The following is a 21,656-nucleotide window of genomic DNA, read 5'->3' on the forward strand; positions in this document are numbered from 1 at the left end:
GGAGATAGCTGATAAACAGTGCAAATCAGCAAGGAGGTTGGCAATGCTTCCATGACCCGGGGCTTTGCTGCACGCAATAAAAAACCGGCCTTTCAGCCGGTTTTTTTTGTTTCACTCAACAGCACTTGGGTCCGGCTTTACTGCCGTAACGGGCTTCCTGGCGCTCGCGGAAGAACGCCTCGTAGTCCATCACCGGTTTGTCCGGGTGCTTGCTCTGCATGTGCTCGACGTAGTTGTCGTAGTCGGGCATGCCGACCATCAGGCGCGCGGCCTGACCGAGGTATTTGCCCAGGCGACTCAGGTCATTGAACATGCTGCCCTCCTCGCCTACGCATTCGGCAGCGCCTGGAATGGCGCTTCTTTATCCGTACGCTCCTTGCTGCCCCAAGCGGCGATACCGACCTTGAGCGCGAAGAACAGGATGCTGAACACCACGCACAGGAACAGCGCGGTCAGCGTGGCGTTGGTGTAGGCGTTGAAGATCACGTGTTGCATCTGCTCGATGCTCTTGGCCGGGGCCAGCACCTGACCATTGGCCAGGGCATCACTGTACTTCTTCGCCAGGGCGAGGAAGCCGATCGCCGGGTTGGCATCGAACAGCTTGATGAAGCCGGCGGTGGTGGTGCAGATCAGCAACCACACAGCCGGCAGCAAGGTGACCCAGGCATAACGCTGGCGCTTCATCTTGATCAGCACCACGGTGCCGAGCATCAGCGCGATACCGGCCAGCATCTGGTTGGAGATACCGAACAGCGGCCACAAGGTGTTGATGCCGCCCAGCGGATCGATCACGCCCTGGTACAGCAGATAACCCCACATGGCCACGCAACCGGCAGTGGCGATCAAGTTGGCGGTCCAGGACTCGGTGCGACGCAGGGCCGGCACGAACGAACCGAGCAGGTCCTGAAGCATGAAGCGCCCGGCACGGGTACCGGCGTCGACTGCGGTCAGGATGAACAGCGCTTCGAACAGGATCGCGAAGTGGTACCAGAACGCCATGGTGTTCTCGCCCGGCAACAGCTGGTGCAGGATCTGCGCGATCCCCACCGCCAGGGTCGGCGCACCGCCGGCACGGGCCAGGATGGTGGTTTCCCCGATGTCGTGGGCCACCGCTTGCAACGCTTCCGGCGTGATCGCAAAGCCCCAGCTGCTGACGGTTTGCGCAACGGCCACCGCATCGGCGCCGACCACGGCCGCCGGGCTGTTCATGGCGAAGTACACGCCCGGATCGATCACCGACGCCGCGACCATGGCCATGATGGCCACGAAGGATTCCATCAGCATGCCACCGTAACCGATGTAACGGGCATGCCCCTCATTGGCGAGCAACTTCGGCGTGGTGCCGGAAGCGATCAGCGCATGGAAGCCCGACACCGCGCCACAGGCGATGGTGATGAACAGGAACGGGAACAGACCGCCCTTCCAGACCGGGCCGGTGCCGTCGATGAACTGGGTCAGGGCCGGCATTTTCAGCTCGGGCATGGTCACCAGGATGCCGATGGCCAGCGCGACGATGGTGCCGATTTTCAGGAAGGTCGACAGGTAGTCACGCGGCGCCAGGATCAGCCACACCGGCAACACCGCGGCAACGAAACCGTAGCCGATCAGCATCCAGGTGATCTGGATACCGGTGAAGGTAAAGGCCTTGGCCCACACCGGATCCGCGGCAATCTGCCCGCCGAGCCAGATCGAACCGAGCAGCAACAGCACGCCGATCACCGAGATCTCACCGATGCGGCCCGGGCGGATGTAACGCATGTAGATGCCCATGAACATCGCGATCGGGATGGTCGCCATCACCGTGAAAATGCCCCAAGGGCTCTCGGCCAAAGCTTTCACCACGATCAGCGCCAGCACCGCGAGGATGATGATCATGATCAGGAAGCAACCGAACAGCGCGATGGTGCCGGGGATGCGGCCCATTTCTTCACGGACCATGTCGCCCAGGGAGCGGCCGTTGCGACGGGTGGACATGAACAGGACCATGAAGTCCTGCACGGCACCGGCCAGCACCACACCGGCGATCAGCCACAGCGTGCCGGGCAGGTAGCCCATCTGCGCCGCCAGTACCGGACCGACCAGCGGCCCCGCGCCAGCGATGGCCGCGAAGTGGTGACCGAACAGCACGTGTTTGTTGGTCGGCACGTAGTCCAGACCATCGTTATTGAGCACAGCCGGCGTGGCCCGAGCAGGATCGAGCTGCATCACTTTGTTGGCAATGAACAGGCTGTAGTAGCGGTAGGCAACGAGGTAGATGGCGACGGCTGCGACTACGATCCACAGGGCGTTGATCGCTTCGCCGCGGCGCAGGGCCACGACACTCAGCGCAATCGCTCCCAGGACAGCCACGGCAAACCAGGCGAGGTGTTTAGCCAGACGGGGCATAGCGTGTCTCCTGCCGACAGCCAGTGACTGCGGCGGTAATTTTTATAATTGTGTCCGCGGTGCGGAGCTGGCCCAATATCTGCGCATGCCGTCCACAAATAAATCCGCGTTACTACGTACGTGGCGTCTACGTAGTACTACGTAGACGCCACCTGGATTACCGCACCGCCCTTGTAGGAGCTGCCGCAGGCTGCGATCTTTTGACTTTTTGGGGTATCAAGATCAAAAGATCGCAGCCTTCGGCAGCTCCTACAGAAGCGTATCTTTGGCATATGATGCCGGCCCCGCCGTCCCTCGGTCGGGCGCAAGCGCGGGGACAGGAGTAGAGATGCAGCTCAAACACAAGATCGTCGCCCTCGGGATTCTGCCGCTGGTGCTGGCCATTGCCGTCATCTGCGCGCTGGTGATTTCCCTCAATCGCCAATTGGGCGATCAACAGGCGCAACTGATCGAAGACAGCATTCTGGCGAGCAAACGCGCGGAACTGAAAAACTACGTGGAAATGGCCCAGAGCCTGATCGCCCCGCTGTACGACGACGGCCATGGCGACGCCCGCGCCCAGCAACAAGTGCTGGAAGAACTGCGCAAGCTCAGCTTCGGCATCAACGGCTACTTCTTCGTCTACGACCACGAAGGCCGCAGCCTGATGCATGCGCGCCAGTCGGAACTGGTGGGCCAGTACCTGTGGGACATGAAGGATCCCCACGGCCTGCCGGTGATTCAGGCGCTGCTCAAAAGCGCGCAATCCGGTGAAGGCTTCCAACGCTACGCCTGGAACAAGCCCTCCTCCGGCCAGGTGACCGACAAGCTCGCCTACGTGGTGATGCTCGACCGCTGGGGCTGGATGCTCGGCACCGGCATCTACCTCGAAGACGTAGAGCGCGCCACCCAGCAGGCCCGTGCCGAAGTGGCCATGGGCATCCGCAAGACCATGATGGCGATTGCCGTGGTCGCCCTGGTCGCGGTGCTGTTTGTCTTCGCCACCGGCATGACCCTCAACGTCAGCGAACATCGGCTGGCGGACAAGAAACTGCAGCGCCTGACCCAACGCATCGTCAGCCTGCAGGAAGAGGAACGATCCCGGGTGTCCCGCGAGTTGCACGACGGCGTCAGCCAGGTGTTGGTCTCGATCAAGTTCCAGTTCGAACTGGCCAGCCACCTGCTGGAAAGCGGACAAGCCCGGGACAAGGGCCTGAACACCTTGAAGGACGCCACCGAACGCCTGGGCGATGCCATCGGTGAAGTCCGCAGCCTCTCCCATGACCTGCGCTCATCCTTGCTCGACACCCTCGGCCTGCCGGCGGCCATCGGCCAGTTGGCGGCGGAATTCGAGCAGCGCAGCGGGCTGACCGTGACCTACAACGAAAATGAATTCGACTGCCAACTGGTCGACGGCGCGGCGGTGTCGCTGTTTCGCATCGTCCAGGAAGGCCTGACCAATATCGAACGCCACGCCCAGGCGAAGCACGTGTCCATTACACTGCGCGGCTGCGACGAGTCCGTGCGGCTGACGCTGGTCGATGACGGCATCGGTTTCAATGTCGCCCAGGTCGAACGTCGTCAGGCCGGCATTGGCTTGCGTAACATCCGCGAACGCGTCGAACATTATGGCGGGCGCTTCGACTTGATCTCGATGCCGGGCAGAAGCGAGCTGGACGTACGACTGCCGATGAAGCCCGGCGCAAAACGCTGAGCCGGCCCCACCACTACAAGAGTGAATAGCTGCGATGAACCTGCCCTCCCCGATCCGCATCGCCCTGGTCGACGATCACTCCCTGGTGCGCGACGGCATCAAGGCACTGCTGGCCGTGATGTCGCCCCTGGAAGTGGTCGGCGAAGCGGAAAACGGCGCCGACGCCATCGACATGGTCGGGCGCTGCCAGCCGGACCTGCTGCTGGTCGACATCAGCCTGCCGGACATGAACGGACTGGAACTGACCCGCGTGCTGCGCAGCCAGTACCCGTCGCTCAAGGTGCTGGTGCTGAGCATGTACGACAATTACGAATACGTCAGTGAATCGGTGCGCTCCGGCGCCAGCGGCTACGTGCTGAAAAACGCCCCGTCACGGGAAATCATCGCCGCCATCGAAGCCATCACCAGCGGCGGAACCTTCTACAGCGCCGACATCGCCCAACGGCTGATCGCCGACAGGAACACCGACAACGAACTGACCCCGAGGGAAAGCCAGGTGCTGTCGAAGATGGCGCAAGGGCTGAACAACAAGGAAATGGCCCGGGAACTGGACATCAGCGTGCGCACGGTGGAGACACACCGCTTGAGCATCCGGCGCAAGCTCAACATCGACAAACCGGCGGCGCTGGTCAAATACGCCATCGATCATGGGCTCATTTCCCGCTGACACCCCGTCCCACTGTGGCCACTGCAAAAGCCTGTGGGAGCACCGAATCATCCATTGACTGCATCGATAGTCACCATTGACTCAATGAAGTTCTCATAAAAAATCCACGGCGTAACATCTGCTCCATACCAACCCATAAGCACCCCGGAGCACACGATCATGAAACGCCAGACCCTCCTCAGCATCGCTTTCTCGGTTTTCGCAGTTAACGCTTTCGCCGCAACTTCTGCTCAACCTGTGGTCGCTGAAGGCGGCTCGGATCGTCTGATTGAAAGCCGTGTGGCTGAAGGTGGTTCCGATCGCTTGATCGAAAACCGCGTCGCCGCCGATGGTTCCGACAAGTTGATGCAGAATCGCGTTGCCGAAGGTGGCTCTGACAAACTGCTGCAGAACCGTGTCGCTGAAGGTGGCTCTGACAAACTGCTGCAGAATCGCGTTGCTGAAGGTGGTTCCGACAAACTGCTGCAGAACCGCGTTGCTGAAGGTGGCTCGGATCGTCTGATCCAGAATCGTGCGGCATAACGAATCGCTGCACCTCAACGCCCAACAAAAAACCCGGCCTGATCAGCCGGGTTTTTTCATGTTTTTTTTGGAGGCTTTCACTGGCTTGGAGGTTCACTTCACTCTCAGCGTGGGCACGCTTCTTTGTAGGAGCTGGCTTGCCAGCGATGGTCGTCAACGAAAACGCGTGTGAACCTGCATAAACGCGGTGCACTGGAGTCCATCGCCAGCAGGCTGGCTCCTACAGTTTCAGCGTGGGCACGGTCCCCTGTAGGAGCTGGCTTGCCAGCGATGGTCGTTAACGATAACGCGCGTGAACCTGCATAAACGCGGTGCACTGGAGTCCATCGCCAGCAGGCTGGCTCCTACAGTTTCAGCGTGGGCACGGTCCCCTGTAGGAGCTGGCCTGCCAGCGATGGTCGTCAACGATAACGCGTGTGACCTGGATGAACGCGGCGCACTGGAGTCCATCGCCAGCAGGCTGGCTCCTACAGTTTCAGCGTGGGCACGGTCCCCTGTAGGAGCTGGCTTGCCAGCGATGGTCGTTAACGATAACGCGCGTGAACCTGCATAAACGCGGTGCACTGGAGTCCATCGCCAGCAGGCTGGCTCCTACAGTTTCAGCGTGGGCACGGTCCCCTGTAGGAGCTGGCCTGCCAGCGATGGTCGTTAACGATAACGCGGGTGAACCTGAATAAACGCGGCGCACTGGAGTCCATCGCCAGCAGGCTGGCTCCTACAGGTATTGCGTTGACACCTGAAACCGCCCACACAAAGAACAAAAAGGAATTAATAAATAAAAATTAAGTATTTATCGTTATAAAAGTAGAAGCGTACTCTCCAGTCATCCCGTCATTCATCACCACAGTGAAGTGCCCCATGAATCCGACTGACAACCTCATCGATTTCGCCAGCTACCGCAAACGCAAACAAGCTCAGCAACGGGCACGGGCCATGTGGGAGATGTACGCACGCAACGCCGGATTACAGGCATTCCAGTGGGTTCAGGCGTCTCGGTCTGCCGAGACACGTCAGGCGTGAACGCGCACGAACCCTCGCGCTTTCTGATAAGCGCGGACGAGCCTGTGCTGGACCTGAACAATCCGGATGCCCCTGAAGAGGACCCGATCTGCGAACGGGTAGCACAAAACCTGTTGCGCCTGCGGGGCAAGCGCCATCTGTCCCTCGATGCCCTGGCCCGACAGTGCGGCGTGAGCCGTGCCATGCTGGCGCAAATCGAATCGGGGCGCAGCGTGCCGTCCATCAAGGTGCTGTGCAAAATCGCCAAAGGCTTGAAGGTATCGGTGGCTGCGTTTCTGGAGCATCGGGCCTTCGAAGGTGTGGCCGTGCTGTCGGCGAGCCAGAGCAAACGCCTGGTCAGTGCCAACGGCGCTTTTGTCAGCCGTGCCCTGTTCCCCTTTGACGTAGCGCGCCAATCGGAATTCTACGAGCTGCGCCTGAGCCCGTTGGGAGAGGACCATTCGCAGGGCCATGGCCCAGGCGTCCAGGAAAACCTGGTGGTGGCGCAGGGAGTGCTGGAAATCAGCGTCAACGACGAGCGTTACCTGCTGTCCACGGGGGACTCGATCCTGTTTTATGCCGACCAGCCCCACCGCTATCGCAACCCCGCCGACAGTGAAGCGGTGGCTTATCTTGTAGTGACCTACCCGGAACGCCTGGACTGAAACGACCTTGTAGGAGCGAGCCTGCTCGCGATGGACGTCAACGATGACGCGGGTTTCCTGAAAAAACGCGTCAGCCTCGGGCCCATCGTCGGATCACCGCCCGGAGCAAGCTCGCTCCTACAGTTACAGGTACCGTGCAGGGATCAGCAGGTACAGCACATCAACGGCATGCCATTGCAGCTCATCATCATCGGCATGCCGCAGTCGTTCATCATTTTCATCATCAGCGCGCAGCAGCTTTTCATCATGTCCATGTTCATGCCGGCCATCGGCATGATTTTGCACATCATGCCGTCAGCCATCATGGTGCATTCCATCACGCACTTCATCGACGGCATCGGCATGCCCATCATCGGCATTGGCATCATCATGTTCATCATCGGCATGGCCATGCTCGCCTGGGACATGCACATCATGCTCATGTTGCCGCAGTGCATCATCATCGGCATGCCGCAGTTCATCATCATCTGCATCATTTCAGCGCTGTTCTTGAACATGGCCATGTCCATGCCAGCGGCCGGCATCATCTTGCACATCATTCCGTCGTCCATCATGTCGCAGGACATGGTCGCCATCATCATCGGCATGCCCATCATCGGCATCGTTGGCATGGTGGTGTTCATCGGCATTTGCATCTGCATGGCATTCATCATGGTGTTGCTCCCTGAAGGACTGGATAGTTGGGCGAAGCTGATGGAGGCCGATTCTAGGGAATCGGCCGAGCGCAACAAGCTGGCGATCGAACAGCCAAAGTCGATGTCGGGGCAGTCTTAACGAGGCAGGCAGGACGATTGTTTCTGCTGTGACGAACAATCGGATTCGATCACGGACAAGGTAAAAGCCATGACGCGGATTATTCGGTTATGGATATGCAGATTGCATCTATATAAATAGCGGAAAGAAATAATCGTTCTAACCGGTATCACAATCTTTCCCTCCAGGCACACCGACACGCCGCTTCACCGCTGATCCCCTTCTTTACGCTGCCTTTCTCTCCCGATGCCGGGCCTGTGCCCGAAGCAAACACGCGCCTGCCGTTTGTCCGCGGGTGCCCGTGGCGCGAACTTTTGCACGCCATCCAGCCAGAAACTCCGTTCGGGGTCTTGTGCTTCCGGTATTATGGTATACCATCAGACGCACAGACACCCAAAACCTCCACGGAGCAGCTCATGAGTTTCGAAATCCGCAAGATCGTCAGCTATGTCGAAGAAACCTTTATTGAAGGCGGCAAAGCCACCGATAAGCCCGTGACCATGGTCGGTCTGGCCGTGGTGATGAAAAACCCCTGGCTGGGCAACGGTTTCGTCGAAGACCTGAAACCTCAGATCCGCGCCAACTGCTCCGACCTCGGCGCACTGATGGTCGAGCGTCTGGTGGGCATCATCGGCGGCGCCGAGAAGATCGAGGCTTATGGCAAGGCTGCGGTGGTCGGTGCCGATGGCGAAATCGAGCACGCTTCGGCGGTGATCCACACCCTGCGCTTCGGCAACCACTACCGCGAAGCGGTCAAGGCCAAGAGCTACCTGAGTTTCACCAACAAGCGCGGCGGCCCGGGCACCTCGATTCAGATCCCGATGATGCACAAGGACGACGAAGGCCTGCGTTCGCACTACATCACCCTGGAAATGCAGATCGAAGACGCCCCGCGTGCCGACGAAATCGTCGTGGTCCTGGGTTGCGCCGACGGCGGCCGCCTGCACCCGCGCATCGGCAACCGCTACATCGACCTGGAAGAACTGGCCGCCGAAAAAGCCCAGTAACCGGCCGGCAGAACGACAACAAGAAGGCATTGCAGGAGCGCTCCATGATTCGGCTCACCGCTGAACTCACCCCGGCTGGCACCAGTTACCTGGCGACCGGCCAAGGCCAGCCCGTGGTCTTGATCCACGGCGTGGGCCTGAACAAAGAAATGTGGGGCGGCCAGATCGTTGGCCTGGCCACGAAGTACCGCGTCATCGCCTACGACATGCTCGGCCATGGCGCCAGTCCGCGCCCGGAGAGCGGCACACCGCTGCTCGGCTATGCCGACCAGTTGCTGGAGCTGCTCGACCACCTGCAATTGCCTAAGGCAACGGTGATCGGCTTTTCCATGGGCGGGCTGGTGGCGCGGGCGTTTGCCCTGCACTACGCGCAACGCCTGGAAGGCCTGGTGGTGCTCAACAGCGTGTTCAACCGCAGCGCCGAACAGCGCGCGGGGGTCATCGCCCGCACCAGCCAGGCCGCCGAACACGGGCCGGACGCCAATGCCGAAGCGGCGCTGTCGCGCTGGTTCAGCCGCGAATACCAGGCCGCGAACCCGGCGCAGATCGCCGCGATTCGCCAGACCCTGGCCGGCAATGACCCGCAGGGTTACCTGACTACTTATGAACTGTTCGCCACCCAGGACATGTACCGCGCCGACGACCTGGGCAGCATCCGCGTGCCGACGCTGATCGCCACCGGCGAACTGGACCCCGGCTCGACCCCGGAAATGGCCCGGCAACTGGCCGAACGCATTCCCGGTGCGACCGTTGCCGTCCTCGCCGAGCAACGGCATATGATGCCCGTAGAATCGCCGCGCCTGGTCAACCAGCTGTTGCTGGAGTTTCTGCAGGCCGCGCACTCCCAACAAAACCAGATCAAGGGGATCGTTGCATGACACTCGCACGCTTCCAGATGTGCATCGGCGGTGAATGGGTCGATGCCCTGTCCGGCAAGACCTTCGAAAGCCTCAACCCGGCGCTGGCCGAACCTTGGGCCGAATTGCCCGATGCCGACGAAGCCGATGTCGAGCGCGCCGTACAAGCCGCGCAAACCGCTTTCGACAGCCCGGCCTGGCGCGGCTTGACCGCCACCGCGCGCGGCAAACTGCTGCGACGCCTGGGCGACCTGATCGCGGAAAACAAGGAACAACTGGCGCAGCTGGAAAGCCGCGACAACGGCAAGCTGATCCGCGAAACCCGTGGCCAGGTGGGTTATCTGCCGGAGTTCTTCCACTACACCGCAGGCCTGGCGGACAAGCTCGAAGGCGGCACCCTGCCGCTGGACAAGCCGGACCTGTTTGCCTACACCGTGCACGAAGCCATGGGTGTGGTTGCCGCGATCATCCCGTGGAACAGCCCGCTGTACCTGACCGCGATCAAACTCGCTCCGGCCCTCGCCGCAGGCAACACCATCGTGATCAAGCCGTCGGAGCACGCCTCGGCGACCATCCTCGAACTGGCGCGCCTGGCCCTGGAAGCCGGGATTCCGCCGGGGGTGGTCAACGTCGTCACCGGTTATGGCCCAAGCACCGGCGCCGCCCTCACCCGCCATCCGCTGGTGCGCAAGATCGCCTTCACCGGCGGCGCGGCCACGGCGCGGCATGTGGTGCGCAGCAGCGCGGAGAACTTCGCCAAGCTGTCGCTGGAACTGGGCGGCAAATCGCCGAACATCATCTTCGCCGACGCCGACCTCGACAGTGCGATCAACGGCGCCATCGCCGGAATCTATGCCGCTTCCGGGCAGAGCTGCGTCTCCGGTTCGCGCCTGCTGGTGCAGGACGAAATCTACGACGAGTTCGTCGGTCGTCTGGTAGAGCGAGCCCAGCGCATCCGCATCGGCAACCCCCAGGAAGACAGCAGCGAAATGGGCCCGATGGCCACCGCGCAGCAACTGGCGGTGGTCGAAGGCCTGGTGGCCGATGCCATCGCCGAAGGTGCGCGCCTGCGCCTGGGCGGCAAGCGTCCGCAGAATCTGGGCGACGGCTGGTTCTACGAACCGACGCTGTTCGAGTGCGACCGCAACTCGATGAAGATCATGCAGGAAGAAGTCTTTGGTCCGGTGGCCTCGGTCATCCGTTTCAAGGACGAAGCCGAAGCCCTGGCGATCGCCAACGACTCACAGTTCGGCCTCGCCGCCGGCATCTGGACCCGCGACCTGGGCCGTGCCCACCGCCTGGCCCGGGATGTGCGCTCGGGGATCATCTGGGTCAACACCTACCGCGCGGTCTCGGCCATGGCGCCGATCGGCGGTTTCAAGAACAGCGGCTATGGACGCGAAAGCGGCATCGATTCGGTGCTGGCCTACACCGAGCTGAAAACGGTGTGGATCAACCTGTCCCAGGCACCGATGCCTGATCCCTTCGTGATGCGCTAGGAGTCCTGGAAAATGATCGAACCCGGCATTTACAAAGACGTGATGAGCTCGTTCCCGTCCGGGGTCACGGTGGTCACCACCCTGGACCCGGACGGCGGCATCGTCGGCATCACCGCCAGCGCCTTCAGTGCGCTGTCGATCGACCCGGCACTGGTGCTGTTCTGCCCCAACTACGGCTCCGACACCTACCCGGTGCTGCGCGACAGCAAGCAGTTCGCGATTCATTTGCTGTCCGCCGAGCAGACCGCCGAAGCCTATGCCTTCGCCGGCAAAGGCAAGGACAAGGCCAAAGGCATCGAGTGGCACTTGAGCGAACGGGGCAACCCGATCCTGGCCAAGGCGACGGCGATCATCGAGTGCGAACTGTGGCGCGAATACGACGGCGGTGATCACGCGATCATCGTCGGCGCGGTGAAGAACCTGATCCTGCCCGAGCAACCGGTGACGCCGATGATCTACCACAAAGGCAAGCTGGGGCCGCTGCCTGCCCTGGCCTGATGGCTCGACACAATCCCCCTGTGGGAGCGAGCTTGCTCGCGATGACGGTGTATCAGTGACATGGATGTTGAATGTCAGTCCGCTATCGCGAGCAAGCTCGCTCCCACAGGTACCGCGGTGCATATTCTTTTTTTGTCAGGAGCCGGCATGAGCCCAGCAGCCTCGTTACTGTTCCGCCAGCAGGCCTACATCAATGGCCAATGGCTGGATGCGCCCGATGGTGCGCAACAGGACATCTTCAACCCGGCCACCGGCGAGTTGATCGGCCAGGTGCCGAACCTCGGCGCCGGGCATGCGCGCCTGGCCATCGAGGCCGCCAACAAAGCCTGGCCGGCCTGGCGTGCGCTGACCGCCAAAGAGCGCAGCAATACGCTCAAGCGCTGGCATGCGTTGATGCTGGAAAATGCCGACGCCCTGGCCGAAATCCTCACCCTCGAACAAGGCAAGCCACTGGCCGAAGCCAAGGGCGAAATCCTCTACGCCGCGAGCTTTATCGAGTGGTTTGCCGAGGAAGCCAAGCGCATCTACGGCGACACCATTCCCAGCCACAAGGGCGATGCGCGCATCGTGGTCAGCAAGGAGCCGATTGGCGTCGTCGCGGCCATCACGCCGTGGAATTTCCCGGCGGCGATGATCACCCGCAAGGCCGGCCCGGCGCTGGCCGCCGGTTGCCCGTGCATCGTCAAGCCGGCTCCGGAAACACCGTTCTCGGCACTGGCCATGGCTGCGCTGGCGGAACAGGCCGGCATTCCAGCGGGTATTTTCAACGTGATCACCGGCGACGCCATCGCAATCGGCGCCGAGCTGACCGCCAGTGCGCAGGTGCGCAAACTGTCGTTCACCGGCTCCACCGCCATCGGCAAGTTGCTGATGGCCCAGTGCGCGCCGACGCTGAAAAAAGTCTCGCTGGAACTGGGCGGCAACGCGCCGTTCATTGTCTTCGACGACGCCGATCTGGAACGTGCAGTCGACGGCGCGCTGATCGCCAAATTCCGCAACGCCGGGCAGACCTGCGTCTGCGTCAATCGCTTCCTGGTGCAGGCCGGCATCCACGACGCCTTTGTCGCACGCCTTGCCGAGCGGGTTTCGCAGCTCAAGGTCGGCAGCGGTTTCGAAGAAGGTGTCACCCAGGGCCCGCTGATCAACGAGCGCGCCGTGGCCAAGGTCGAAGAGCACGTGCAAGACGCCCTGGCCCGGGGTGCACGACTGCTGTGCGGCGGCGAGCGTCATGCGCTGGGCAACGGTTTCTTCCAGCCGACCGTGGTCACAGGCGTCACCCCACAGATGAAAGTCGCCCGCGATGAAACCTTCGGTCCGCTGGCCGCGGTGTTCCGTTTCGACACCGAGGCCCAGGCCATCGAGATGGCCAACGACACCGAATTCGGCCTCGCCGCCTACTGCTACACCCGCGACCTGGGCCGCGCCTGGCGCATGAGCGAGGCCCTGGAGTACGGCATGGTCGGGATCAACGAAGGGCTGATTTCCACCGAAGTCGCCCCCTTCGGCGGCATCAAGTCCTCGGGGCTGGGCCGTGAAGGCTCGAAGTACGGCATCGAGGATTACCTGGAACTCAAATACACCTTGATGGGCGGCCTTTGAGCCGCGCGTTCAACCTGTAAGAGCCGGCTTGCCGGCGAATGCGTCCTCAAGAACGCCATCGCCGGCAAGCCGGCTCCTACAGATCCGTGCCCCCACAGGAGACAATCGGAATGAACAACGAAAAATACGAAAAAGGCCTGAAGATCCGCACCCAGGTGCTGGGCGAAGCCTACGTCAAGCGCTCCATCGAGAACGCCGACGACTTCACCCGCCCGTTGCAGGAGATGGTCACCGAGTACTGCTGGGGTCATGTCTGGGGCCGTGAGGGTTTGTCCCTCAAGGAACGCAGCATGATCAACCTGGCGATGATCTCGGCCCTCAACCGGCCCCATGAACTCAAGTTGCATGTGCGCGGCGCCTTGCGTAACGGCCTGAGTCGTGAGCAAATACGCGAAATATTGCTTCAGGTCGGCATTTATTGCGGTGTCCCCGCTGCCGTAGACAGTTTCCGGCTCGCCCGTGAAGCCTTCGCCGAAGCCGATGCCGAGGCCTCCAGTTAACCCTTGGCTGTTTGATCCGACCGAGCACCGGGATTCCCGTAATCGAAGTGCTCTTTTTGCATGGACAGCCACAATCAGAGCGGACCCCATGAAACGCCTGCCACTCGACGACAGCTTCAAGGTCAATCGCAACCCCGTCACCCTGCGCGAAATCGTGCTGGATAAACTGCGAAGCGCCATCATGAACTTCCAGCTCCTGCCGGGAGACCGTCTGGTCGAACGCGATCTGTGCGATCGCCTGGGCGTCAGCCGTACTTCCGTGCGCGAAGCCTTGCGTCACCTGGAATCCGAAGGCCTGGTGGAATTCGCCGATGCCAAGGGCCCGCGTGTCGCGATCATTACCCTGGCCGACGCCGTGGACATCTACGAGCTGCGCTGCGTGCTCGAAGGGCTGATCGTGCAACTGTTCACCCTGCGCGCCAAGGCCAAGGACATCAAGGCCCTGGAAAAAGCCCTCGAAGAAAACCGCAAGGCGCTCAAGGACGGCGAGCTGCAACAAGTCATCGATTCGGTGCAAGGTTTCTACGACGTGCTGCTCGAAGGCTCGGGCAACCATGTCGCGGCCACTCAGCTGCGCCAGTTGCAGGCACGCATCAGCTATCTGCGGGCGACCTCGGTATCCCAGGAAAACCGTCGCGGCGCCAGCAACCAGGAAATGGAACGCATGGTCGAGGCGATCAAGGGCGGCGATCCGCTGGCCGCCCACCAGGCTTGCGTCGACCACGTGCGCGCGGCCGCTGCCGTGGCCCTGGACTACCTCAAGCGCAAGCAGGAAGAAACCGGCGACGTCCCGGCGATCACCCTGCCCATCGCGCTGAAAGAACCGCGCATAGGCCGCTGAGATGTTCAGCCCGAGCTTTTGCCCAAAGTGCGGCAGCGCTGATCTCGGTCAGCAACTGCCGCCGGGCGATACGCACGAGCGCCTGATGTGCCGCGGTTGCGGCTACATCCATTACATCAATCCGAAAATCATCGCCGGCTGCATCATCGAGCAGGACGGCAAGTACCTCCTGTGCCAGCGCGCCATCCCGCCGCGCCCCGGCACCTGGACCCTGCCCGCGGGCTTCATGGAAAGCGGCGAGACCACGGAGCAGGCGGCCCTGCGCGAGGTCTGGGAAGAAAGTGGCGTGCGTGCGGAAATCGTCTCGCCCTACTCGATTTTCAGCGTGCCCCAGATCAGCGAGGTGTACATCATCTTCCGCGCCATCGCGCTGGAGATTACCGGACAGTACGGGCCGGAAACCCTCGACTACAAGTTCTTCGCGCCTGAGGAGATTCCTTGGGACAGCATCTATTATCCGGCGATCCGGCAGATTCTCGAGCGTTATATCGAGGAGCGGCAGGCCGGCGTTTATGGCATTTACATGGGCAATGATGACAGCGGGAAGATTCACTTTATTCGCTGATTCGTCTTTGGCTTTTGACTGTGTACTTGGAAAAACGGAACGCCGCCCGGCCTGTAGGAGCTGCCGAAGGCTGCGATCTTTTGATTTTGATTTTTAAGAACGGAAGATCAAGATCAAAAGATCGCAGCCTTCGGCAGCTCCTACAGGGGGTCGGCGTACACCCACGCTTCTCACCACTCAACAGGCCGAGCGTTAGCTCGCCTGCCGCTCTTGATCTTGATCCACCCGCCCCCTCGGCAGGCTGAGCGGAGGTGTTCATCCGGGGATGGGCGCGCAGCGCCGTTCGGCGCAGCCGAACTCATTGCATGTAGGTCGAAGCGAAGCCGACCGGAGGGCAATGCCCCCGGATGAATACCGCAGCGAAGGTACCCCGAGCCTCAGCGAGGGGCCGTACGTAAGGGGCGAGACCTTTGGTTCCTTTGGGCTGGGCCGGCACTCCGGCGTTTGCCAAAGGGACTCGCCGTAAGGGCGAAACCATAAGCCGCCGTTACCGCAGCAACGGATATGTACACCAGACCCAACAACTACACCCTCAGACGAAACTGCTTGGGCGTAACCCCAAACCGCTTACGAAACGCCCGAATAAAATTACTGGCCTGCCGATACCCCAACCGCTCGGCAATCCGCTCAATCGGCTGATCGCCCGCCGTCAACCAATGCCGCGCCAACTCCAGACTGTCGCTACGACTATCTTGCGCCGCCGCAGTCTGCCAATGCCGCAACATGCTCTGATGCAAAAACGCATTAGCCCCCAACAACGGCTCATCAAGGCTAACCGCTGGCAGGCTCAAACACGGATGTGCCCCCTCCAGCACCTCAATACCCACGCTACGCAACCACTGCCCGGCCGCCTGCTGCGGCGTCAGGCGAACGCTGACAAACACCTCGGCCGGCGCCCGCCCCAAGCGTCGGGCGATGTTGCGCACCAACGTCAGGGTCGCCGCATCGAGGCCGAAAAAATGCGCCTGCCGGTCAGCATTGCGCAGGTGCAGGCGGGCCTGCCCGTCACCCTCCTCCAGTTCCGCCACTACATAGTTGGTCACGCGTGGCAGGAAATCAGTGAAGCACGCCAGGCTCGCGCGCAAGGTGGCGGCGGAGTCCAGCAGGATGTTCAAACCCCGCAACGTGGTGGTCGCCATGCCATTGACCAGTTCACAGCCAAACGACGCCCCCGCGCCCGCACGTTCGCACTCGTTCCACAGGCGCTCGACCAGGTGCGCAGGCACGTGCAGATCCTGCCCTTCGAGCAACGAAAGACAGATGCCGGCCCGTTGCAGCAGTTGGTCCTGACACAGGCCGGACTGCCGGGCATGGCTGAGAATGGTGCGGGTGAAGGCGCTGGAAATGAACGGTTGGCAGGTCATGGCACGTTACGGCGAGAAGACAGGCATGTACTTATGCCAGCCTCTGTGCTATCGATCCAATGCATTAAAAGTATCTGCTAAATGCAGGAGACGCATGATGGATCTACGACAACTCCGCCACCTTGTCGCCCTGGCCGATTACCGCAATTTCGGGCGTGCCGCCGAGGCGATCAACCTTAGCCAACCGGCCTTCAGTCGCAGCATCCAGACCCTGGAGCGCGACCTCGACTGCGCGCTGGTGGAGCGCAGCAGCCGCGAATTCCGCCTGACGGGCCAGGGTGAACTGGTGCTGCAACATGCCCGGCGCCTGCTCGCCGGCAGCCAGGCCCTGCACAACGAACTGACGCAATACAACGGCCTGACCGGTGGCGAGTTGCACTTCGGCTGTGGCCCGTATCCGGCACAGTTGCTGGTGCCCGAGGCGCTGGCGGAATTCATCCAGGCGCATCCGGCGATCCGCATCAGGTTCCACCAGGGCGACTGGGAACAACTGGCGCTCTGGCTTCGTGAACAACAGATCGAATTCCTCGTGGCCGACTCGCGGTACTTTACCGGCGACCCGCAATACCAGGTACAGCTGTTGCGACCCCGGCGTGGGCGGTTCTTTTGCCGTGTCGGTCATCCCCTGGCGCAACAGCAGGACCTGTCCCTGCGCGCCCTGCTCGACTACGCGGTGGTCGGCACGCGAATACCGCCGATGATCCGCAAGATCCTCGCCGACGCGCAGGGCGAGGCGGACTTCAACCCGAGCGTGGAATGCGCGCAGTTCGATGCCATCCGCCGCGTGGTGATGCGCTCCGACGCAGTGGGCATCGCGACCATGGAGGCCCTCGCGGAACTGGTCGACCAGGGCCTGATCCGCCTGCTGGAGTTTGCCGATGTGCCCAAGGATGACCCCGGCCTGCAATTGCACTACGGCATCGTCAGCCGCGCCGGCCACTCCCTGACACCGGCGGCACTGGCGATGGTCGAGGCGGTGCTGACGGTTGACCGGCGTTTGTTGGCGTCGAATTAGTCGAACAACCACCGCCCCCCCTGTAGGAGCGAGCTTGCTCGCGATGGTGTATCAGTCGACCCCGCGGTGAATGACACTCCATCGCGAGCAGGCTCGCTCCTACAGAGGGTTCGTCGCAGATCTAAAATCACGCGCGCCTTGCGAACGCCTGCAATGCCCGGGGCTCACCGAGGGCGCGCAGCAGGCAATGCATCGCCTCCTCGCGGCTGCGCTCGAAGCGATAGCGGGACTCGATGTACAGCGCCAGTTTCAACTCCACGGGTTCGTCCAGGGGCAGCGGCACGTGTTCCAGGCCCAGCACACTGGCGACCCGGCTTGGCAGGCTGATGCCCAACGGCTGGCGGTCGGCGATCAGCTTCGCGGCCAGGGTGCTCTGGGTACTCATCGCGATATGGCGGCGCAGGCCTTTCAAGCCCAGCTGCAAGTCCACCGGGCTGAGTCCATCGCGGCGGCTCGACACCTGAATCTGCGGTTGCTCCAGGTATTCCTGCAGGGTGCGCGGCGGCGCCTTGAGCGCGGCGCCATAGGCGAACACGTAATGGTCGGCGGGCAATGCCTGTTTGTGCAGGCCGGCAAGCCCGGCCAGCGGCTGGTCGAGGTCGATCAGGATATCCAGCTTGCCGCTGGCCAGGTCCTGCAAGGCGTCACGGCGCCGGGGCTGGAAATAACGCACCTGCCAATCGGCATGGGGCGATTCGAGCAAGGCATCGAGCAGCACCGGTTGCAGGCAATCCAGGCAACTGATGCGCAGCAGCGGATTGTTCTGCCGCGCGGCGGGGATCATGCGCAAGCCATCGCGCAATGACTCGAGCGCCGCACGCACGTAGTCGGCCAGACGATGGGCGACCAGTGTCGGCGTCACGCCCAGGCGACTTTTGATGAACAGCGGATCGCCGCACAACTCGCGCAGGCGACGCAACGCATTGCTCATGGCCGGTTGCGAAAGGCACATCACCTCGGCGGCACGGGTGACGCTGCGCTGCTGGTAAATCGCATCGAAGGCGAGCAACAGGTTCAAATCGAGCTGGCGTAAATCAAGCATGGTCTTGCTCCGGCAAATCGCTTAACGTCGGGCAGCCTAACCAGTGTTCCGGAACAAGCTGTGAGCCCTACATGACAAAAAGCGATCAGCCACTGCACGATCAACCCATACCCAATGCGTTCTACGCGCCGACCCTGCTGCCGGCCATCGAAGAGCTGCTGGCACGCGGTGTGGACCGCGAACACATCGAAGGCCTGTTTCGTCGCAGCCTGTTCGAGTTGCGCACACCCTTCATGCGCGTTCCGCTGTTCATGTCGCGGCGCTTCTGGGCGTTTGCCCTGGAACAGAGCGGCGACCCGCTGATCGGCCTGGCGGCCGGTCGGCGCTTCGTTTCCACCGCCACCAATGGCCTGACGTACCTGTTCGACGTGGCCGAATCACTGGACAGCGCCTGCCAGTATTTCGTGCGCTTCTTTCCATTTTTCAACGGGCACTTCCGGGCGCAGATTGTGCGCGGCGCAGACCGCATCGAACTGTGCCTGCTCGACTGCGGTAGCGTGAAAGCCAGTGCAGCGACCGCCGATTACATCCTCATCAGCCTGTGCAGCATGTTACGGCGCAAGTTCCTCGCCAGCGGCCTCGAGCGCGATCCGGTGCTGGGCATCGGGCTGACCGGCCCCTGCACCGCCAACCCGCAGGATCACGAGCAAGCCTTCCGTGCCCCCGTGCAGTGGCAACAGGCGCAACACTCGATCCGCCTAGATCCACAACTGTTCGTCATCCCGTTGACGCCGGGCAATCATGAACTGGAACACACGCTGATCGAGCTGCTGGAGCAGACCCGACGCAACAGCGAACCGACCTTGCTGGAGCAAGTCTGCGACCACTTGATCGTCGACCTCGCACAAGCCAACTGGCAGCAATGGTGCAGCACCCAGCATCTGCTCGAGCGCACCGCAGCCCGACGCTTGAAGGCGTTGGGCTGGAGTTTTTCCGAGTTGCTCGACGAGTACCGCCGCTACCGGGCCGAAGACTTTTTGCAGGGAACAGACCTGGAACTGGTGGAGATTTCCGACCGCCTGGGCTACAGCGATGTGCAAAGCTTCAACCGTGCATGTCTGCGGTGGCTGGGGTGCGCGCCGGGCGCCTGGCGAACCCGGCAAGGTCAATGAAAAGCCACGCAATTTGCTATGACTCGACAGGCACTTGAGCAATGGATTGTTGGACATTTCTTAACATCGGCATTGCGCCATCTGTGCGTAAGAACTGTCGGACCCTGTCAAAAAACGAAATCAATTCGGTAACTCACCTGACCCACCCAAGCAGATAAAACCCTTGTAATTCAAGGCTTACTAGCGCTTTTCGCTTTCTTGAGATTTTCGTCAAACTGTCAAAATCGTGGGGCGAACCCAACGGTCGTGCGACTTTGATGGCAATCGCCCCCACATTTGGGGGTGTCTCGCCCCTTTAACAGGCCGGTTTGCCGACACGGTTTGCCGAGGCTGGTCTATACCCCTTTTGACAGTCTTGTTTTGCAACTCTCCACCGTCTTATGAGGCACGCTAATATGGACGTAAGCGTATTTGGTACGGGCTATGTTGGCCTGATACAAGCAGCGGCACTGGCCGATGTCGGACATCGCGTCCTGTGTGTCGACATCGATCCGATCAAGATCCGGCAACTGCAACAGGCCGTGCCACCGATCAGTGAGCCGGGGCTTTCCGGCACCCTTGAAGAAAACATCAAGGCCGGTCGCCTGCTCTTCACCACCCAGGCCAGCGATGCGGTGGAGCATGCCGAGCTGATCTTCATCGCCGTCGGTACACCCGCCGACGAAGACGGTTCAGCCGACCTCAGCCATGTGCTGAAGGTGGCCCGGCAGATCGCCAGCTTCATGGAGGCCGACCGTACCCTGATCATCAAGTCCACGGTGCCGGTCGGCACAGCGGACCAGGTCAGCGCTACTGCCGTTGAAGAGTTGCAACGCCGCAGCAAAAGCTCGCTGAAGGTACGGGTAGTGTCCAACCCGGAGTTTCTCAAGGAAGGCAGTGCCTTGGCCGATTGCATGCGCCCGGACCGGATCATCGTCGGCACCGGCGACGATCAAGCCCGCGAACAGATGAGCGCCCTCTACGCGCCGTTCTGCCGCAACCACGACAAATTGATGTTCATGGACAACCGCAGCGCCGAGCTGACCAAGTACGCGGCGAACGCGATGCTGGCCACGCGCATCAGTTTCATGAACGAACTGGCCAACCTCACCGAGTTGTTGGGCGCAGACATCGAGGCGGTGCGCAAAGGCATCGGTTCGGACCCGCGCATCGGGTACCACTTCATCTACCCCGGCTGCGGCTTCGGCGGTTCGTGCTTCCCCAAGGACCTGCGCGCCCTGTTGCACACCGCCGAACACGCCGGAATGCCCCTGAAGTTGCTGCGCAGCGTGACCGACGTCAACGACCACCAGCGGCATATCCTGTTCAGCAAACTCAAGGCGCAATTTCCCGGCGGACTGGCCGGCAAGTCCATCGCCGTGTGGGGCCTGGCGTTCAAACCCAACACCGATGACATGCGCGAAGCACCCAGCCGCTACCTGATGGAAGCACTCTGGGCCGAAGGCGCGAGCGTGCAGGCCTACGACCCGGAAGCCATGTCCGAATGCCGGCGCCTTTACGGCTACCGCGACGACCTGCATTTGTGCGCCACCCGCGATGACACCCTCGAAGACGCTGACGCCCTGGTGATCTGCACCGAGTGGAAGAACTTCCGCGTGGTCGATTTCGACAGGCTGGCGAGCAAACTGCGTCAACGGGTGATCGTGGACGGGCGCAACCTGTACAGCCCGGAACAGGTGGCGGCCGCCGGCCTGCATTACAGCGGCATTGGCTTGCGCCACATCGTGCCCGAGGACGTACGGCCATGAAGACTCTCGACACCGGAGCGACCGGTTTTATTGATGCCCATTGCGTGCTGCGACGGTTGCACGATGGACACCAGGTGTTCGGCCTGGACAACTTCAACAGCTACTGCGACCCGCAACTCAAGCACGATCGCATGCGTTGGGTGCAGGAGCAGGCACACCCTTTACCGCTATCAACGGTTGACCTGGCCGATACGCCGGCCGTAGAGCCGCTGTTTGCCAGCGACCTGGCCCGCGCTACCGAATTCCAGCCGCCCATCGAGCTGGATGAGGAACTGAGGTGCTTCGTTGCCTGGTTCCTCATTAACGACTGACTGCCTGTCGCCCA

The 21,656-nt window shown here is 61.7% G+C and carries 21 protein-coding genes and 1 pseudogene; 17 read left to right on the plus strand and 5 right to left on the minus strand.

Translation table 11 applies throughout. The features are described 5' to 3' along the window. Positions 1–115 precede the first annotated feature (115 nt). Entirely contained in the window at positions 116–313 is a 198-nt protein-coding gene (locus CD175_RS03100; RefSeq protein ID WP_008051268.1) for a YbdD/YjiX family protein, read from the minus strand. A gap of 14 nt (positions 314–327) precedes the next feature. After that, positions 328–2,385: a carbon starvation CstA family protein gene (locus CD175_RS03105; RefSeq protein ID WP_104447622.1), complete on the minus strand. Its 2,058-nt coding sequence runs from the start codon at positions 2,383–2,385 to the stop codon at positions 328–330. A gap of 328 nt (positions 2,386–2,713) precedes the next feature. Here CD175_RS03105 and CD175_RS03110 point away from each other — a divergent pair, with 328 nt between their 5' ends. The 5 genes from CD175_RS03110 to CD175_RS03125 all read left to right on the plus strand — a co-directional run bounded on the left by CD175_RS03110 (position 2,714) and on the right by CD175_RS03125 (position 6,931). Beyond that, positions 2,714–4,078: a cache domain-containing protein gene (locus CD175_RS03110; protein WP_104447623.1), complete on the plus strand. Its 1,365-nt coding sequence runs from the start codon at positions 2,714–2,716 to the stop codon at positions 4,076–4,078. 34 nt (positions 4,079–4,112) lie between these two features. Next, positions 4,113–4,745, plus strand: coding sequence for a response regulator (locus CD175_RS03115; RefSeq protein ID WP_007970873.1), 633 nt, complete (start codon positions 4,113–4,115; stop codon positions 4,743–4,745). 159 nt (positions 4,746–4,904) lie between these two features. Then, positions 4,905–5,267, plus strand: a complete 363-nt coding sequence (locus tag CD175_RS03120; protein ID WP_104447624.1) for a hypothetical protein — start codon at positions 4,905–4,907, stop codon at positions 5,265–5,267. Positions 5,268–6,125: 858 nt separating this feature from the next. Continuing rightward, complete coding sequence (locus CD175_RS31285; RefSeq protein ID WP_165824793.1) at positions 6,126–6,287, plus strand: hypothetical protein; 162 nt, start codon at positions 6,126–6,128, stop codon at positions 6,285–6,287. Positions 6,288–6,340: 53 nt separating this feature from the next. Continuing rightward, positions 6,341–6,931 (plus strand): helix-turn-helix domain-containing protein, encoded by a 591-nt coding sequence (locus CD175_RS03125; protein WP_162130295.1) that lies wholly within the window; start codon positions 6,341–6,343, stop codon positions 6,929–6,931. A 143-nt stretch (positions 6,932–7,074) separates the two neighbouring features. On the opposite strand, the gene CD175_RS31560 is transcribed toward CD175_RS03125, so the two are convergent. Then, positions 7,075–7,584, minus strand: a complete 510-nt coding sequence (locus CD175_RS31560) for a hypothetical protein (protein ID WP_167399495.1) — start codon at positions 7,582–7,584, stop codon at positions 7,075–7,077. 516 nt (positions 7,585–8,100) lie between these two features. On the opposite strand from CD175_RS31560, the gene CD175_RS03135 reads away from it, so the two are divergent. The 8 genes from CD175_RS03135 to CD175_RS03170 all read left to right on the plus strand — a co-directional run bounded on the left by CD175_RS03135 (position 8,101) and on the right by CD175_RS03170 (position 15,050). After that, positions 8,101–8,691, plus strand: coding sequence for an amino acid synthesis family protein (locus CD175_RS03135; protein ID WP_007978708.1), 591 nt, complete (start codon positions 8,101–8,103; stop codon positions 8,689–8,691). 44 nt (positions 8,692–8,735) lie between these two features. Beyond that, the gene (locus tag CD175_RS03140) at positions 8,736–9,569 is read left to right on the plus strand and encodes an alpha/beta fold hydrolase (RefSeq protein ID WP_007978706.1); all 834 of its coding nucleotides are present in this window, start codon (positions 8,736–8,738) and stop codon (positions 9,567–9,569) included. After that, positions 9,566–11,047 (plus strand): aldehyde dehydrogenase, encoded by a 1,482-nt coding sequence (locus tag CD175_RS03145; protein WP_102675643.1) that lies wholly within the window; start codon positions 9,566–9,568, stop codon positions 11,045–11,047. The genes CD175_RS03140 and CD175_RS03145 overlap by 4 nt, the downstream gene beginning before the upstream one ends. A gap of 12 nt (positions 11,048–11,059) precedes the next feature. Further along, positions 11,060–11,545: a flavin reductase family protein gene (locus CD175_RS03150; protein WP_007978701.1), complete on the plus strand. Its 486-nt coding sequence runs from the start codon at positions 11,060–11,062 to the stop codon at positions 11,543–11,545. A 147-nt stretch (positions 11,546–11,692) separates the two neighbouring features. After that, positions 11,693–13,144 carry an NAD-dependent succinate-semialdehyde dehydrogenase gene (locus CD175_RS03155; protein ID WP_104447625.1) on the plus strand — a complete coding sequence of 484 codons (1,452 nt, stop codon included), beginning with the start codon at positions 11,693–11,695 and terminating at the stop codon, positions 13,142–13,144. Between the two features lie 110 nt (positions 13,145–13,254). After that, entirely contained in the window at positions 13,255–13,644 is a 390-nt protein-coding gene (locus CD175_RS03160) for a carboxymuconolactone decarboxylase family protein (protein ID WP_104447626.1), read from the plus strand. Between the two features lie 88 nt (positions 13,645–13,732). Next, positions 13,733–14,485, plus strand: a complete 753-nt coding sequence (locus tag CD175_RS03165; RefSeq protein WP_007978695.1) for a GntR family transcriptional regulator — start codon at positions 13,733–13,735, stop codon at positions 14,483–14,485. 1 nt (position 14,486) lies between these two features. Next, positions 14,487–15,050 carry an NUDIX hydrolase gene (locus tag CD175_RS03170; protein WP_104447627.1) on the plus strand — a complete coding sequence of 188 codons (564 nt, stop codon included), beginning with the start codon at positions 14,487–14,489 and terminating at the stop codon, positions 15,048–15,050. A 524-nt stretch (positions 15,051–15,574) separates the two neighbouring features. On the opposite strand, the gene CD175_RS03175 is transcribed toward CD175_RS03170, so the two are convergent. Next, complete coding sequence (locus CD175_RS03175) at positions 15,575–16,414, minus strand: helix-turn-helix domain-containing protein (RefSeq protein WP_104447628.1); 840 nt, start codon at positions 16,412–16,414, stop codon at positions 15,575–15,577. Positions 16,415–16,511: 97 nt separating this feature from the next. Here CD175_RS03175 and CD175_RS03180 point away from each other — a divergent pair, with 97 nt between their 5' ends. Further along, the gene (locus tag CD175_RS03180) at positions 16,512–17,429 is read left to right on the plus strand and encodes a LysR family transcriptional regulator (RefSeq protein ID WP_104447629.1); all 918 of its coding nucleotides are present in this window, start codon (positions 16,512–16,514) and stop codon (positions 17,427–17,429) included. Between the two features lie 127 nt (positions 17,430–17,556). On the opposite strand, the gene CD175_RS03185 is transcribed toward CD175_RS03180, so the two are convergent. Continuing rightward, positions 17,557–18,471: a LysR family transcriptional regulator gene (locus tag CD175_RS03185; protein ID WP_104447630.1), complete on the minus strand. Its 915-nt coding sequence runs from the start codon at positions 18,469–18,471 to the stop codon at positions 17,557–17,559. Positions 18,472–18,542: 71 nt separating this feature from the next. Between CD175_RS03185 and CD175_RS03190 the strand changes: the two genes are divergently transcribed. The 3 genes and pseudogenes from CD175_RS03190 to CD175_RS31860 form a co-directional block, all read left to right on the plus strand. After that, complete coding sequence (locus tag CD175_RS03190; protein ID WP_104447631.1) at positions 18,543–19,583, plus strand: AraC family transcriptional regulator; 1,041 nt, start codon at positions 18,543–18,545, stop codon at positions 19,581–19,583. A gap of 395 nt (positions 19,584–19,978) precedes the next feature. After that, positions 19,979–21,331, plus strand: a complete 1,353-nt coding sequence (locus CD175_RS03195; RefSeq protein ID WP_104447632.1) for a UDP-glucose dehydrogenase family protein — start codon at positions 19,979–19,981, stop codon at positions 21,329–21,331. Next, positions 21,328–21,546, plus strand: a pseudogene (locus CD175_RS31860) (UDP-glucuronate 5-epimerase); the annotation flags it as partial. The gene CD175_RS03195 and the pseudogene CD175_RS31860, both read left to right, overlap by 4 nt. Between the last annotated feature and the right edge of the window lie 110 nt (positions 21,547–21,656).

It is taken from the genome of Pseudomonas laurylsulfatiphila (genome assembly GCF_002934665.1).
Classification (GTDB): Bacteria; Pseudomonadota; Gammaproteobacteria; order Pseudomonadales; family Pseudomonadaceae; genus Aquipseudomonas; species Aquipseudomonas laurylsulfatiphila.

What these genes read in the sequence shown, in the direction of transcription:
- CD175_RS03185 (WP_104447630.1), bottom strand. Translation starts at nt 18,471, where the DNA reads ATGCTTGATTTACGCCAGCTCGATTTGAACCTGTTGCTCGCCTTCGAT.
- CD175_RS03100 (WP_008051268.1), bottom strand. Translation starts at nt 313, where the DNA reads ATGTTCAATGACCTGAGTCGCCTGGGCAAATACCTCGGTCAGGCCGCG.
- CD175_RS03190 (WP_104447631.1), top strand. Translation starts at nt 18,543, where the DNA reads ATGACAAAAAGCGATCAGCCACTGCACGATCAACCCATACCCAATGCG.
- CD175_RS03160 (WP_104447626.1), top strand. Translation starts at nt 13,255, where the DNA reads ATGAACAACGAAAAATACGAAAAAGGCCTGAAGATCCGCACCCAGGTG.
- CD175_RS03105 (WP_104447622.1), bottom strand. Translation starts at nt 2,385, where the DNA reads ATGCCCCGTCTGGCTAAACACCTCGCCTGGTTTGCCGTGGCTGTCCTG.
- CD175_RS03145 (WP_102675643.1), top strand. Translation starts at nt 9,566, where the DNA reads ATGACACTCGCACGCTTCCAGATGTGCATCGGCGGTGAATGGGTCGAT.
- CD175_RS03140 (WP_007978706.1), top strand. Translation starts at nt 8,736, where the DNA reads ATGATTCGGCTCACCGCTGAACTCACCCCGGCTGGCACCAGTTACCTG.
- CD175_RS03180 (WP_104447629.1), top strand. Translation starts at nt 16,512, where the DNA reads ATGGATCTACGACAACTCCGCCACCTTGTCGCCCTGGCCGATTACCGC.
- CD175_RS03155 (WP_104447625.1), top strand. Translation starts at nt 11,693, where the DNA reads ATGAGCCCAGCAGCCTCGTTACTGTTCCGCCAGCAGGCCTACATCAAT.
- CD175_RS03170 (WP_104447627.1), top strand. Translation starts at nt 14,487, where the DNA reads ATGTTCAGCCCGAGCTTTTGCCCAAAGTGCGGCAGCGCTGATCTCGGT.
- CD175_RS03175 (WP_104447628.1), bottom strand. Translation starts at nt 16,414, where the DNA reads ATGACCTGCCAACCGTTCATTTCCAGCGCCTTCACCCGCACCATTCTC.
- CD175_RS03150 (WP_007978701.1), top strand. Translation starts at nt 11,060, where the DNA reads ATGATCGAACCCGGCATTTACAAAGACGTGATGAGCTCGTTCCCGTCC.
- CD175_RS03120 (WP_104447624.1), top strand. Translation starts at nt 4,905, where the DNA reads ATGAAACGCCAGACCCTCCTCAGCATCGCTTTCTCGGTTTTCGCAGTT.
- CD175_RS31285 (WP_165824793.1), top strand. Translation starts at nt 6,126, where the DNA reads ATGAATCCGACTGACAACCTCATCGATTTCGCCAGCTACCGCAAACGC.
- CD175_RS03165 (WP_007978695.1), top strand. Translation starts at nt 13,733, where the DNA reads ATGAAACGCCTGCCACTCGACGACAGCTTCAAGGTCAATCGCAACCCC.
- CD175_RS03195 (WP_104447632.1), top strand. Translation starts at nt 19,979, where the DNA reads ATGGACGTAAGCGTATTTGGTACGGGCTATGTTGGCCTGATACAAGCA.
- CD175_RS03110 (WP_104447623.1), top strand. Translation starts at nt 2,714, where the DNA reads ATGCAGCTCAAACACAAGATCGTCGCCCTCGGGATTCTGCCGCTGGTG.
- CD175_RS03115 (WP_007970873.1), top strand. Translation starts at nt 4,113, where the DNA reads ATGAACCTGCCCTCCCCGATCCGCATCGCCCTGGTCGACGATCACTCC.
- CD175_RS03135 (WP_007978708.1), top strand. Translation starts at nt 8,101, where the DNA reads ATGAGTTTCGAAATCCGCAAGATCGTCAGCTATGTCGAAGAAACCTTT.
- CD175_RS31560 (WP_167399495.1), bottom strand. Translation starts at nt 7,584, where the DNA reads ATGATGAATGCCATGCAGATGCAAATGCCGATGAACACCACCATGCCA.